This is a genomic window from Ruegeria sp. R13_0, from assembly GCF_017743995.1.
In the GTDB taxonomy this organism is placed as follows: Bacteria; Pseudomonadota; Alphaproteobacteria; order Rhodobacterales; family Rhodobacteraceae; genus Ruegeria.
In genome coordinates this window covers 89,036-102,490 of sequence record NZ_JAGHRB010000008.1, presented here as the reverse complement: position 1 = coordinate 102,490, position 13,455 = coordinate 89,036, and the positions used below count along the sequence as shown (strand labels likewise).

The following is a 13,455-nucleotide window of genomic DNA, read 5'->3' as shown; positions in this document are numbered from 1 at the left end:
AAATGACAGTTGCCGCACCGATCCGCGGCGACTGCTCTACGTCAGGCCGTTTCAAGCCCACCAATCGCGGTAAGCGCGCTGACGATTTCGGGCACACCCTGCCGTTGACGCAGTGAGGCGAACAAGAACGGCCGACCTTTACGCATAAGCGTGGCGTCTTCCTGCATCACCTCTAGCGACGCGCCCACATGCGGTGCGAGATCCGTTTTATTGATGATCAACAGATCCGATTTCGTGATCGCAGGCCCACCCTTGCGCGGGATTTCTTCGCCCGCAGCCACATCAATCACGTAGAGCGTCACATCCGCCAGTTCAGGGCTGAACGTGGCCGACAGGTTATCGCCGCCGCTTTCGATCAGCACGACCTCAATCTCCGGGTGGCGCGATTGCATCTCGGCCACGGCCGCAAGGTTGATTGAGGCGTCCTCACGGATCGCGGTATGCGGGCAGCCACCGGTTTCAACGCCGATGATCCGGTCCTGAGGCAGGATCTGCATCCGCATCAGCGCCTCGGCGTCCTCTTGCGTGTAGATGTCGTTGGTGATCACGCCCACCGAACAGACATCGCGTAGCGCCTCGGACAGCGCGGCGGTCAGCGTAGTTTTGCCCGCGCCGACGGGGCCTCCGATGCCGACACGGAGTGGGCCGTTCGTACTGCTCATGTTCGGAAAATCCTTGAATACTGGGTTTCATGCTTCATTGCCGCGATATCCGGCAGGAACGCCGTCGAACTCAGATCCTCCAGACCCGCGTCCTGCGCCTTTGCGGCAATCGTTGTGCAGAGGGGCGTTAGGTCCCGTATCAGCCGCTGCGCATCGGTTTGCCCCAAGGGAACAAGGCGCGTTGCGCAGGCGACCAGATTACTCAGGAACGCCTGCAGGAACATCTCGGTCACCAACGGCAGCGGCAAGTTCTGCAATCGTGCCGCACGCCCTACCGCCACCGGATAGGTCAGGTGCTGCAAGTTCAAACCCCAGACATCCCCGGTCACGGCTCCAAACGCCTGCCCGAGCAAACTGGTTTCCATCAACCGCTCGGATGAGGCGCTGAACGCGCGCGCTGTGGCGTCGATGTCGGTCAGGTCGACCGGGGTTTCGGCGGCGTAAGCCGCCCCCAGAAAAAGCGCGTCGTTCCAGCCAGAGCCATACTCCAATACGTCCGACACCCAAGCGCCCGTATCCTGAGGGCTGGCAACCGAACCAAGTTCAATCGCGGCCTCCAACCCATGAGAATAGGCGAAGCCGCCAACCGGATAGGCCGGAGACAACCACTGCACCAAGGTTAGGATATCGGAATTAGTGAGCGTGGCCATGTGTCCTGCCATGACCATAGGCGCCGCCTTCGGGGGTGAAGGGTTCAACGACCTCTTGGATTTCGGCCCCCAGTTTCAACAGCATATCACGAATGACATGATCACGTTGGATCAGTAGCCGGTCGGTTTCGATCTGACAGGGCGTGTGGCGATTGCCGATGTGCCAGGCGAGGTGCAGCAGGTTGTCCCCGCTGATTTCCAGCAACTCTTCCGGTGCGGCGATGATTTCAATCTCGCGCCCATCCTCCAGCACCAGAACCCCACCATGGTCGAGGGATTTCGTGTGCGCCAGATCGACCAAAAAGGACTCACCATCATCGGTGGCCAGCATTTTACGGCGCAGGAAACGCCCGTCATAGTCCAGCGAGACCTGAGCATGCGCCGGATCGTGGTGGTGATCGTGATAGATACGGGCGGTTTTGATCGCAGTGGTCATCGTGGCCTCCTTTTCAAATCAGAACATGAAATAGCGCTGCGCCATCGGCAGCACTTCGGCAGGTTGACAGGTGAGCAGCTCCCCATCGGCTCGGACCTCATAAGTTTCCGGGTCAACCTCGATCTGGGGCGTTGCGTCATTCAGCAGCAAATCCTGCTTGCCGATATCGCGCGTGTTGCGCACGGCGACGGTTTGTTTCGCCAGACCCAGTGTATCACCAATCCCGCCCGCTTGCGCAGCCTCCGAGACAAATGTGATCGCCGAGTTTTCAACCGACCGGCCGTATGCTCCGAACATGGGGCGGCTATAGACCGGCTGCGGCGTAGGGATCGAGGCATTTGGGTCGCCCATCTGCGCACAGGCGATGGTGCCACCCAACAAGACCATCTCGGGCTTCACCCCGAAAAAGGCCGGGTTCCACAGGACCAGATCGGCGCGTTTGCCTTCCTCGATACTGCCGATCTGATGGCTCAGGCCATGCGCAATCGCCGGGTTGATGGTGTATTTCGCGATGTAACGACGGACCCGCAGGTTGTCGTTTTCACCTGTCTCGTCGGGCAGGCGGCCGCGTTGTTTCTTCATCTTGTCGGCGGTTTGCCACGTACGGATCAGCACCTCCCCCACCCGGCCCATGGCTTGACTGTCGGAGGCGATGATCGAGAACGCGCCCATGTCGTGCAGGATATCCTCGGCCGCGATCGTCTCGCGCCGGATGCGGCTTTCAGCAAAGGCCACATCCTCGGGGATGGATTTGTCGAGGTGGTGGCACACCATCAACATATCCAGATGCTCTTCGACCGTGTTCACGGTGAAGGGGCGCGTGGGGTTGGTAGACGAGGGCAGAACGTGGTTCTCGCCACAGATCTTGATGATGTCCGGTGCATGGCCGCCGCCTGCGCCTTCGGTGTGGAAGGCGTGGATCGTGCGGCCTTTCATGGCGCCCACGGTATTCTCGACAAAGCCGGATTCGTTCAGCGTGTCGGTGTGGATCATGACCTGCACGTCCATCGCATCGGCCACTGAAAGGCAGCAGTCGATGGCGGCAGGGGTCGTGCCCCAATCTTCATGCAGTTTCAGAGCGCAGGCCCCTGCGTTGACCTGCTCCTCCAGCGCGGCGGGCAGAGAGGCGTTGCCCTTGCCCGCAAAGGCCAGGTTCATCGGAAACGTATCCGCCGCCTGCAACATCCGCCCGATATGCCAAGGACCCGGTGTGCAGGTGGTGGCCAGAGTGCCATGAGCCGGTCCTGTCCCGCCGCCCAGCATGGTGGTTAGGCCGGAGTGCAACGCATCCTCAATCTGCTGAGGGCAAATGAAGTGGATATGGCTGTCAAAGCCCCCTGCGGTCAGGATACGCCCCTCGCCCGCAATGGCCTCGGTGCCCGGGCCGATGATGATATCGACGCCGGGCTGGGTATCGGGGTTCCCGGCCTTGCCGATTTTGGCGATGCGGCCGTCCTTCAGACCCACATCCGCCTTGTAGATGCCCGAGTGGTCCACGATCAGCGCATTGGTGATAACCGTATCCACGGCCCCCTCGGCGCGCGTGGCCTGAGATTGCCCCATCCCATCGCGGATCACCTTGCCGCCGCCGAACTTGACCTCTTCGCCGTAGAGCAGCGCATTATCGCCCGTCCCACCGGTAGCGGCAGCGCCCGCACGTTCAGCGGTCAGGTCGCGTTCGACCTCGATCACCAGATCGGTATCGGCCAGCCGCAGCTTGTCGCCGGTGGTCGGGCCGAACATGGCAGCATAGTCAAAACGTTTGATTGTTGCTGGCATCAGAGCGACCCCATGACCTTTTGATTGAACCCATAGACCTTACGCGCGCCGCCGATCGGGATCAGCGAGACCTCGCGCGCCTGACCAGGCTCGAACCGAACGGCGGTGCCCGGCGCGATGTCCAGGCGCAGCCCGTGTGCAGCTGCACGGTCAAAGTCGAGCGCCGGGTTGGTTTCGGCGAAATGATAATGCGAGCCGACCTGAACAGGGCGATCGCCGGTATTGGCGACCAACAGGGTGATCGCCTCTGCGCTTGCGTTCAGGGTGATCTCACCCTCGGCCGGGAACAGCTCTCCGGGGATCATTTGTTCAACTTTACCATCAGCGCGATCGCGGCCACTGCGACAACTGCCAGACCAACGCCAAGGGTCGCATAGTCCGTGCCGTGCGCATGGATATGCGTATCGGTGTGGGCTGCAGCAGGGCCAGCAACGATCAGAGCAGGGAAAAGCATACGGGTCATATCTTGGTTCCTTTGTTAGCGAATGGGGTTGTGGACGGTCACAAGCTTGGTGCCGTCGGGAAAGGTGGCTTCGACCTGAACCTCGTGGATCATCTCGGGCACACCCTCCATGCATTGATCCCGGGTGATCACTTCGGCTCCGGCCTGCATCATGTCAGCCACCGAGCGACCGTCGCGCGCACCTTCGACAACAGCGTCGGTGATCAGGGCGATGGCCTCGGGGTGGTTCAGCCTGACCCCTCGGGCAAGGCGTTTGCGGGCAACTTCGGCGGCCATGGCGACCATCAGCTTGTCTTTTTCACGGGGGGTCAGGTTCATCTTAGATCATCCAGCATCGGGGAAGAGTGTTGTTGTTGAGCTGCCGCAGAATCGGCATCAGCGCACGGCGCAGGGCAAAGCTGTTTTCGGCCAGCATCCGGATCACCAGCAGATCGTTTTGGATCAGCGTGGCACCCGCCGTGTCGGGCAGCATCCGGCGCACCGTGTCCAACTGACCCTCGGCCGAACTGCAGGCAAAGACGACCAGAGCCATTGCACCCGCCCCGTCTGCCATATGAGGTCTCAAAAGATGGGCGTGCAGGTCGCCGGCAAATCGCATTGTGTCTAGGAACAGAGGGGCTCCACCGCGCCGTATTTCGATCCGGTCCCACAGACGGATATCGGTCAGGTTTTCGCCCATCGCCGCGCGCCCAAAGACCAAAGGCTCGACCATCAGCAGCGTCGCGTCCGGCTCCATTTCGACCAGTAGTCGACGATCCAGAGCACTACCGTTGAACAGGATTGTCTCTTGCGGCATCCAGTTCATGCGAGCACCGGGCGCGACGGCCAGGTGATTGACGACCTGACCATAGGGACCGGGCTGCGCCTTGTAAGCGCGCTCACACGCCTGCGTCGTCATTGTCAGAGTGGTACCTTCACCCGCTGTTCCGGTGAACCGAAACGCATCCCCACCGGTGACGCCGCCAGCAGTGTTCAGCAAAACCGCGTCCAACGCGCGCGATTCAGTACGAGGGAACAAGCACTTAGAAGAACCAGATTGGCGGAATACGTCCAGAACCGACCGCATGCCCAACGGTTTGGTGCTAATCGACACGGCCCCCTTGGCACGGGGCGGGGTTTTGTCCGCTGTGGGTGTTATTTGGGCAAGACTAGTAATTGGGCACCCCCGAGGCGTCAGTTCATGCCCCGTGTTTCGGGCCTCGGATGGCGGAAAACCATTCTTGGGCGTCGCAATCGAACACAAAACCGATGCAGGTGACCAAATTTTTTGCACACACTCAGGCAATGGATTAAAAATTAATCAGATGCGGCTGATTTTTGCATTTACCTGATCGACAGGTTGCCAAGATTGCCGCGATGCAGAAACCGTATGGGTGCTCGTCGGGGGAAACGCCTCGAAGGGTGTGTGACGGCTGCGCGAATTGGACCTCGGACACAACCGCCACACGATAACGCAACAACAGTTGCGGGGATCAGGTAGAAGAAGAGTGCGCCTTTGTGCAAGCCCTCTCTCCCGGCCCCGCCCAGGAGGATTACATGAAATCGCTCAAATCCACGCTCGTCGGATCACTGGTATTTGCGGCCATGGCCACCGCTGCACTGTCGGCTGAAGACACGATCAAGGTTGGCGTGCTGCATTCGCTGTCTGGCACGATGGCAATCTCGGAAACCACGCTGAAAGACACGATGCTGATGCTGATCGACCAGCAAAACGCCAAGGGCGGCCTGCTGGGCAAGAAGCTTGAGGCGGTTGTGGTCGACCCGGCCTCGGACTGGCCGCTATTTGCTGAAAAAGCGCGCGAGCTGCTGACCGTGCATGAGGTGGATGTGATCTTTGGCAACTGGACGTCGGTCAGCCGTAAATCAGTTCTGCCCGTGATCGAAGAACTGAACGGCCTGCTGTTCTACCCGGTTCAGTATGAGGGCGAAGAATCCTCGAAAAACGTTTTCTACACCGGTGCTGCGCCGAACCAGCAGGCAATCCCTGCGACCGACTACTTTCTTGATGAGCTGGGGGTCGAAAAATTCGCTCTGCTCGGTACCGACTATGTGTATCCGCGTACCACCAACAATATCCTGGAAAGCTATCTGAAGGGCAAAGGCATCGCGGATGACGACATCTTCGTCAACTACACCCCCTTTGGTCATTCTGACTGGTCCAAGATCGTGGCCGACGTCGTTGCGCTGGGTGCGGATGGTAAGAAAGTCGGCGTGATCTCGACCATCAATGGCGACGCAAATATTGGCTTCTACAAAGAGCTGGCGGCTGCGGGCGTTTCAGCCGATGACATCCCGGTCGTAGCCTTCTCGGTCGGTGAAGAAGAACTCTCGGGTCTGGATACCACCAACTTGGTCGGTCACCTGGCCGCGTGGAACTACTTCCAATCAGCAGATACTGACGTGAACGCCGAATTCGTCGAAACATGGAAAGCCACCATGGGTGAAGACCGCGTGACCAACGACCCGATGGAGGCGCATTACATCGGCTTCAACATGTGGGTAAACGCCGCGACCGAGGCTGGCTCGACCGAGGTCGACGCGGTGCGCTCGGCCATGTACGGGCAGGAATTCCCGAACCTGACTGGTGGCACGGCTGTGATGCTGCCGAACCACCACCTGGCCAAGCCGGTTCTGATCGGTGAGATTCAGGAAGACGGTCAGTTCGATATCATCAGCGAAACCGACGTCGTTCCGGGCGATGCATGGACCGACTTCCTGCCGGAATCGGCGGTTCTGATCTCGGATTGGAAAGAGCTGGGTTGCGGTATGTACAACACCGAGACCAAGACCTGCGTCCAGACCCTGTCGAACTACTAACCTTCTCGCAAGGCGGGTGTCATCGCCCGCCTTGCCCTAAAGACACCTCGGGTTTCACCACATGTTACGACTATTCCTTGCGGGCCTCGCAATCCTGTGCGCCTGCCTGACGGCCAACGCGCAAGAGGCCGGTCTGCAACCGATCCTGCAAGAGCATCAGGAGATCATCGCCAAAAGCTCGCGCAAGACGATTGGGCCTGCGATTGATGCGATTGCCAGCAGTGGTCTACCGCAAGCACAGGTGATGCTTGAGACATGGGCCGCCAAAGACGTGTGGATGCGCAAGTCGGATGGCCTTTTCTTTGCAGGCAAAAAGGCCGAGGGGCGATCGTATGAACTGACCGATTTCGACACCGGAGAAGTCGTTGGCACGTATCAAAAATCCGACCTGAAACAGTTGAAACCCAATAGCGGCATCCGCGCGATGATCGGTACGGCGCTGGTGCAATTCCAGCTGACCGACTCAGATCGTGCAAAGCGACTGGCCGCTTTGACGTCTATTCAACGCGATCCCGAAGGCGCTCTGCTGGAGCCGCTGCGCGCCTCGATTGAGGACGAGCCCGATGCCGATCTGAAAGCGCAGAAGCAACGCCTCGAGCGGTTGCTGACCATCGGGTATGACGAGGACACGGCAGCGCGTGTGGCCGCGATTGAAGAGATGTCCGACGATCTGAGTGTGGACGTCCGTGCGGCTCTGAACCCTTTGGTCGTGACGAAGCGAGAGGCGGGCACTGATCTGCCTTCTGATGCGAATATCGCCACTATTCTAGACCCCGGATCGGAAGCCCTGTCGCGGGATGAGGCATATGATCTTTTGGTTGCCAATGATCTTGCTGCACCGCGCACGTCGCCCGATGACATACGCGCCGCACTGGCCGCCAATATCGACGGCGGCCGCGTTTGGGGCATTTCAGTCGCGCAACTGAACTCTGACGCCACGCGTGCTCAGGCTTACGCTGTTCTAGCCGAAGCCGGCCTCGTGCCTGCTTTGATCGCCGACGCCGATATCGATACCGCGTTGGAAACACATGTCTTCTTTGAGACCTATTCCGAACCATCACCCGAAGTCACAGCCGCCGCCGAAAAGGCGCTGGGACAAATCGAGCTGAAGGTTGGCCTAAATCAGACCCTCGACCTGACGCTGGACGCAATCTCGTTGGCGTCAATCTATTTCCTGGCTGCCATCGGTCTGGCTATCACCTTCGGCGTGATGGGTGTGATCAACATGGCCCACGGTGAGTTTATCATGATGGGCGCCTACACCGGCTACGTGGTGCAGCAGTTCATCCCCGACCATACGCTCTCAATCATCGTCGCCATCCCGATGGCCTTCGCGGTCACCTTCGCCATGGGCGTCGCGATGGAGCGGCTGGTGATCCGCTGGCTCTATTCACGACCGTTGGAAACACTGCTGGCAACGTTCGGCATCTCGATCGCCCTTCAACAGCTGGCCAAGAACATCTTCGGCACGCAGGCCCGGCCTCTGACTGCGCCCGGCTGGCTAGACGGGGCGTGGGTGCTGAACGATGTGGTCTCGATCAGCTATATCCGCATCGCAATCTTCGTTCTGGCGATGATCTTTCTGGGACTTTTCCTTTACATCATGAAACGCACCCGGCTGGGGCTTGAAATGCGCGCGGTGACGCAGAACCCGCGCATGGCGGGGTCGATGGGGATCAATCCAGGGCGGGTGAACATGCTGACCTTTGGGCTTGGTTCCGGTATCGCAGGAATCGCCGGGGTTGCGATTGGTCTCTTCGCCAAGGTCACCTCGGACTTGGGCAGCGACTATATCGTACAAAGCTTCATGACCGTGGTAGTCGGCGGTGTCGGCAACATCTGGGGGGCGCTGGCAGGCGCAGGCATGATTGGCTTCCTGCAAAAGGGGATCGAGTGGATGAACCCCTCGAACACCCTCGCGGCGCAGACCTACATGATCATCTTCATCATCATTTTCATCCAGTTCCGGCCAAGGGGCATCATCGCCCTCAAAGGCCGCGCGGCGGGGGATTGAGCCATGGAACGCAGCTTTGTCGCCAAGAACCCCTCGGTGCTGGTCTTTCTGGCCATCCTGTCGCTGTTCACTTTGGGCGTAACCGTCCTGTCCGAAGGGTTCGGGATCGGTGTGATCTCAACCAGCTTCGTCAAAACATTGGGCAAAACCCTGTGCCTGTGTCTGATTGCCGTGGCGATGGATCTGGTCTGGGGCTTTACCGGCATCCTCTCACTGGGCCATTTCGCCTTCTTCGGCCTAGGAGGCTACATGATCGGCATGTGGTTGATGTACGAGCGCACCCGCCTGATCGTGGTCGAGTCGCTATCGCAAGCCGAAATCCCCCCTACCCCGTCCGAGGTCGTGGACGCCATCGGAACGCAGATATTCGGCGTGGTTGGATCATCGGATTTCCCTCTGATCTGGGCCTTTTCCCATAGCCTGACCCTGCAACTGATACTGGTCGTTTTGGTGCCCGGACTTCTGGCGCTGATCTTCGGCTGGCTTGCCTTCCGCAGCCGGGTGACAGGTGTTTACCTGTCGATCCTGACCCAAGCCATGACGCTGGCGCTGGCGCTCTACCTGTTCCAGAACGACAGCGGATTGCGCGGCAATAACGGCCTGTCCGGCCTGCAGAACTTGCCCGGTGTCACAGCCTCGCAGGACGTGGTGTCTATCTGGTTCCTCTGGGCCTCGGCGCTGGCCCTGGGGCTGGGATATATGCTGGCGGCGTGGGTCGTGTCGGGCAAGTTCGGCTCGGTCATCCGCGGCATCCGAGATAATGAGGCGCGGGTGCGGTTCCTTGGCTACTCGGTCGAGGTCTACAAGCTGGCCGTCTTCACCCTGACCGCCTGTATCGCCGCCATCGCGGGCGCGCTCTACTACCCTCAAGCTGGGATCATCAACCCCGAAGAGATGGCCCCCATCGCTTCGATCTATCTGGCCGTTTGGGTCGCCATTGGTGGGCGTGGACGCCTGTACGGCGCAGTCATCGGGGCGGCTTTCGTCAGCCTGCTCAGCACATGGTTCACCGGTGGACAAGCGCCGGACATCCCACTTGGGTTCTACACGATCAAATGGGTCGACTGGTGGCAGGTGCTACTGGGCGTCTCCTTCGTGCTGGTAACCCTGTTTGCACCAAAGGGTATCGGAGGGCTGTTCGACCTCTGGACCAACCGCCGTGCGCCGCAGCGCCACGGTGCGCCGCTTGGACCCGACGACAGCGCCCTGCGCGAAAAGGAGGCTACGGAATGAGCACTCTGCTAGAGGTTAGCGGCGTTTCGGTTACCTTCGACGGGTTCCGCGCCATCAACAATCTCTCCTTCCAGATCGGCGAGGCCGAACTGCGCGCCGTGATCGGCCCGAACGGGGCTGGAAAGACGGCCTTCATGGACATCGTCACCGGCAAGACGCGACCAGACGAAGGCCGTGTGATCTGGGGGGAAAAATCCGTCTCTCTGCTGCGGATGAGCGAGGCGAAAATCGCGCAGGCCGGCGTCGGCCGGAAATTCCAGAAACCCACCGTGTTCGAGGACCAAAGCGTTAGAGAAAACCTGCTGATGGCCCTCAAAAACAAGCGCGGTTGGCTTGCGGTCTTATTCTATCGCCCCACGAACAGCGACCTGGACAAGGTCAAGGAGCTGGCCGAAGAGATCGGCCTGAAGGACGAGCTTGACCGCAAATCCGGTGAGCTGAGCCACGGACAGAAGCAATGGCTCGAAATCGGGATGCTGCTAGCGCAGGAACCGCGCCTTCTGCTGGTTGATGAGCCCGCCGCCGGGATGACTCCGCAGGAGCGTGAACATACGACCGATCTGCTGGTACAAGCCGCCAAGACCCGCGCCGTTGTGGTTGTCGAACATGATATGGAATTCGTTCGCCGCCTGAACTGCAAGGTCACGGTCCTGCATGAAGGATCGGTTCTGGCAGAGGGGTCGCTGGACCATGTGACATCAAATCAGGACGTCATTGACGTCTATCTGGGGCGTTGAGCGATGCTGAAACTAAACGATCTGACCTTGCACTACGGCCATTCTCAAATCCTCAACGGTATCTCGATGGAGGCCGAGAGGGGTGAGGTGACCTGTGTGATGGGCACCAATGGGGTCGGCAAGACAAGCCTGATCAAGGCGATCTCGGGCACCCATCCCCGCTCTGGCGGGTCGCTGACACTGGATGGCGAAGCCCTTGGCCCGCTGCCCGCGCATCAGATGGCCTGGAAAGGTGTCGCCTATGTCCCGCAAGGGCGCGAGATTTTTCCGCTGCTGACGGTGCGCGAGAACCTCGAAACCGGGTTCGCCTGTCTTCCCGCGGCTGAGCACTTCGTACCCGATGAGATCTTCGATCTGTTCCCGGTTCTGGCCCAGATGCAGCATCGTCGTGGCGGAGATCTGTCCGGTGGCCAGCAACAACAGCTTGCGATCGCCCGAGCGCTGATCACGAAACCACGGCTCTTGCTGCTGGACGAACCTACCGAGGGCATTCAGCCCAACATCATCCAGCAAATCGGAGAAGTGATCCGCCATCTGCGCGATCAGGGTCAGATGGCAATCCTACTGGTCGAGCAGTATTTCGACTTTGCCTACGACCTCGCCGACCGGTTTGTCGTCCTGCGTCGGGGCGAAATCCTGCTGGAAGGCCGCAAGCAGGATGTGTCACGGGATCAAGTCCTTCTAGGCGTCTCGGTCTGACCGAGACGACGCTTTTCAGTTACCGCTGTTGCGACGTTCCAACCGCTCAAGGTTGACCACGGTCGAAAGCATAAGCCGGTCTTGGCTCCATCCGTCGGTCTCGCGCAAACTGGCCGAGCCCCAGGCCAGTACAATCGCAAAGATCAGGCTGAAAGACAGGACCATCGCATGCAGCGGATGCCCCCCTTTGGGTCCGTCCGCCAAAGCGATCACACGCTGTCGCAGCACCCGCTTCGCCTTGCTCCCATTGACCAGCGCAACATTCAGGACCTGCGGACGCTCGCGCGAGACAGTGCGGGCACAATAGTCCAGCAGGCATTTGGCATAATCCACCGTATCCAGTCTGCGTCTGGCGACAATGGCCTGATCGCAGCCAAGCTCACGCAGCCGCTCAAACTGATAGCGCAGGATGTGATAGGCCGGATTCCAGAAGAACAGCGGGCGCAGAAACTCCAGCACCAGCTCCCATTCGACGTCGCCGCTGCGGACATGCTGGAACTCATGGGCAATCGCGAACCGCAATTCGTGGCGATCGTTCAGCAGGTTGCTGGGCAAGATCACGTGGCGACGGCGCAGGCCCCGCACGGCAAAGGGAACTTTGATGTGATCCGACAGACGGACATCCACCTTGGCTGAGCGTTTCCACAGGAAACTGTCCAGGACCGTCTGACGGATTTGCAACGCAGCCCAGATCACGCGGATGACCAGCATGGCCGAGACCAATGCCAAGGCCGCAAGTGCAGCAATCGCCCAGACTGAGCGACCATCCAAAGCGGCCTCGACCCAGCGCTGGCGCGTGTTCAAAAGCGTTTCAAACTGGGTTGCAGGCAGTGCGATCTCACCCCTCAGATAGGCCGCAACGGCCACGTCGCCGATGGCCATCGGCTGACCGGGCCAGAGAAGTTCGAACAGATGCGCCGCCCCAAAAGCCAGCAGCGGGCTGAGCATAAGGCAAAGCACCAGCGCCCTGAGCAGGCGAAACTGATCGGAAAAGGACAGTCGCATCGAGGTTCGAGACAGGACAAATCGGGCTGCGAACCACAACACGACCGATAGGATCAGAACAAAATTCAGTTCGAGATAGGCATCGAGAACCGGCTTAACCGCTGTCATTTTGCAGTCTCCTTTCTACCAATGCCCGAATATCCTCAAGATCCGCCTCGCTCAGACCCGCATCATCCACCAAGCGCGCCACCAGCGAGGCTGGTGTGTTGTCAAACAACGTCCGCGAAAGGTTCTGAAGCGAGCGGGCCTGATACCGATCCTTGTCCAGAAGCGGTCTGTAGATCAGGGTCTTTCCGTCCTTGCGGCTTTCGACAAAACCTTTTTCGTCGAGAATACGCAGGATCGTTGCACCTGAAGTATAGGCCAGATTCCGTTCCGGTGGCAGGCGGTCCAATACATCACGCACCGAGCCTTCCCCTAGGGACCAAAGCTCGTTCATGAACTCCAGTTCAACCTCGGTCAGCAGATTTGTCGTCTTTTTCTTTCGCATCGCTCTTGGTGTCGTCATGATTGGTGTGCCTGTCAGACAAGCATCCTTTCGTGTTTTGTCAAAGCCTAAACTTTCCAGAAAACGAAGAAACCCCAGCCGATGGACAGAAACAGCGGTGTCCAGACCGGTTGGCCCACGAAACCGAGCCAGGCCAGAAAGATATAGGCCGAGCCAAGCAGCGTGATGAACAGGCGGTCGCCCAGCGTTGTGGTCAGACCCAGCACGCCCTTGCGTTCAATGCCGTCGCGGAATTTGAACCCTTCCAGCACGCCGATCAGCGCAATGGCCGAAAAGATGCCGATGAACAAAGCCAGCGTGGCTGGCGTCCAAGCCATCCAGAAATCAGGCCAAAGTGGATCGGTCCACGAAAAGCCTTTTTCCTCTTGCTGGCCGACGCTGCCCCAACCCGCCTGCTGGGCAAATGCCGCAGAGGGCAGGAAGGGAAGGATGATAAGAAGTTTGCGCATATC

At 59.5% G+C, this 13,455-nt stretch carries 16 protein-coding genes; 5 read left to right on the top strand and 11 right to left on the bottom strand.

The genetic code is table 11. The features are described 5' to 3' along the window. Positions 1-41: 41 nt before the first annotated feature. From ureG to J7394_RS12100, 8 genes are read right to left on the bottom strand one after another with little or no spacing between them, the layout of a single operon-like run. The gene (gene ureG, locus J7394_RS12135) at positions 42-662 is read right to left on the bottom strand and encodes an urease accessory protein UreG (RefSeq protein ID WP_209253332.1); all 621 of its coding nucleotides are present in this window, start codon (positions 660-662) and stop codon (positions 42-44) included. Beyond that, positions 659-1,312: an urease accessory protein UreF gene (locus tag J7394_RS12130; RefSeq protein ID WP_209253330.1), complete on the bottom strand. Its 654-nt coding sequence runs from the start codon at positions 1,310-1,312 to the stop codon at positions 659-661. The genes ureG and J7394_RS12130 overlap by 4 nt, the downstream gene beginning before the upstream one ends. Beyond that, complete coding sequence (gene ureE, locus J7394_RS12125; protein ID WP_170549323.1) at positions 1,296-1,748, bottom strand: urease accessory protein UreE; 453 nt, start codon at positions 1,746-1,748, stop codon at positions 1,296-1,298. Before ureE ends, J7394_RS12130 begins: the two co-directional genes overlap by 17 nt. Positions 1,749-1,766: 18 nt before the next feature. After that, a complete protein-coding gene (gene ureC / locus J7394_RS12120) occupies positions 1,767-3,527 on the bottom strand; it encodes an urease subunit alpha (protein WP_209253328.1) in 1,761 nt (586 codons plus the stop codon). Then, on the bottom strand, positions 3,527-3,832 hold the full coding sequence (locus tag J7394_RS12115; RefSeq protein ID WP_209253326.1) for an urease subunit beta: 306 nt from the start codon (positions 3,830-3,832) through the stop codon (positions 3,527-3,529). Before J7394_RS12115 ends, ureC begins: the two co-directional genes overlap by 1 nt. After that, complete coding sequence (locus tag J7394_RS12110) at positions 3,829-3,990, bottom strand: hypothetical protein (RefSeq protein ID WP_209253325.1); 162 nt, start codon at positions 3,988-3,990, stop codon at positions 3,829-3,831. Before J7394_RS12110 ends, J7394_RS12115 begins: the two co-directional genes overlap by 4 nt. Before the next feature lie 15 nt (positions 3,991-4,005). Continuing rightward, positions 4,006-4,308, bottom strand: coding sequence for an urease subunit gamma (locus J7394_RS12105; protein ID WP_170378531.1), 303 nt, complete (start codon positions 4,306-4,308; stop codon positions 4,006-4,008). A gap of 1 nt (position 4,309) precedes the next feature. Continuing rightward, positions 4,310-4,969: an urease accessory protein UreD gene (locus tag J7394_RS12100; protein WP_247748189.1), complete on the bottom strand. Its 660-nt coding sequence runs from the start codon at positions 4,967-4,969 to the stop codon at positions 4,310-4,312. 557 nt (positions 4,970-5,526) lie between these two features. On the opposite strand from J7394_RS12100, the gene urtA reads away from it, so the two are divergent. The 5 genes from urtA to urtE all read left to right on the top strand — a co-directional run bounded on the left by urtA (position 5,527) and on the right by urtE (position 11,490). After that, positions 5,527-6,807, top strand: a complete 1,281-nt coding sequence (urtA, locus tag J7394_RS12095; protein ID WP_209253324.1) for an urea ABC transporter substrate-binding protein — start codon at positions 5,527-5,529, stop codon at positions 6,805-6,807. Between the two features lie 61 nt (positions 6,808-6,868). Next, on the top strand, positions 6,869-8,821 hold the full coding sequence (urtB, locus tag J7394_RS12090) for an urea ABC transporter permease subunit UrtB (protein WP_209253323.1): 1,953 nt from the start codon (positions 6,869-6,871) through the stop codon (positions 8,819-8,821). Positions 8,822-8,824: 3 nt separating this feature from the next. Further along, positions 8,825-10,054 (top strand): urea ABC transporter permease subunit UrtC, encoded by a 1,230-nt coding sequence (urtC, locus tag J7394_RS12085; RefSeq protein ID WP_209253322.1) that lies wholly within the window; start codon positions 8,825-8,827, stop codon positions 10,052-10,054. Next, complete coding sequence (gene urtD, locus J7394_RS12080) at positions 10,051-10,791, top strand: urea ABC transporter ATP-binding protein UrtD (RefSeq protein WP_209253321.1); 741 nt, start codon at positions 10,051-10,053, stop codon at positions 10,789-10,791. The genes urtC and urtD overlap by 4 nt, the downstream gene beginning before the upstream one ends. A 3-nt stretch (positions 10,792-10,794) precedes the next feature. Beyond that, a complete protein-coding gene (gene urtE / locus J7394_RS12075; RefSeq protein ID WP_209253320.1) occupies positions 10,795-11,490 on the top strand; it encodes an urea ABC transporter ATP-binding subunit UrtE in 696 nt (231 codons plus the stop codon). Between the two features lie 15 nt (positions 11,491-11,505). Here urtE and J7394_RS12070 read toward each other — a convergent pair whose 3' ends face one another. The 3 genes from J7394_RS12070 to J7394_RS12060 form a co-directional block, all read right to left on the bottom strand. Further along, on the bottom strand, positions 11,506-12,603 hold the full coding sequence (locus J7394_RS12070) for a M56 family metallopeptidase (RefSeq protein ID WP_209253318.1): 1,098 nt from the start codon (positions 12,601-12,603) through the stop codon (positions 11,506-11,508). Beyond that, positions 12,590-12,985 (bottom strand): BlaI/MecI/CopY family transcriptional regulator, encoded by a 396-nt coding sequence (locus J7394_RS12065; RefSeq protein WP_209253520.1) that lies wholly within the window; start codon positions 12,983-12,985, stop codon positions 12,590-12,592. The genes J7394_RS12070 and J7394_RS12065 overlap by 14 nt, the downstream gene beginning before the upstream one ends. Positions 12,986-13,050: 65 nt before the next feature. Continuing rightward, positions 13,051-13,452, bottom strand: coding sequence for a DUF2160 domain-containing protein (locus tag J7394_RS12060; RefSeq protein WP_209253316.1), 402 nt, complete (start codon positions 13,450-13,452; stop codon positions 13,051-13,053). Positions 13,453-13,455 lie beyond the last annotated feature (3 nt).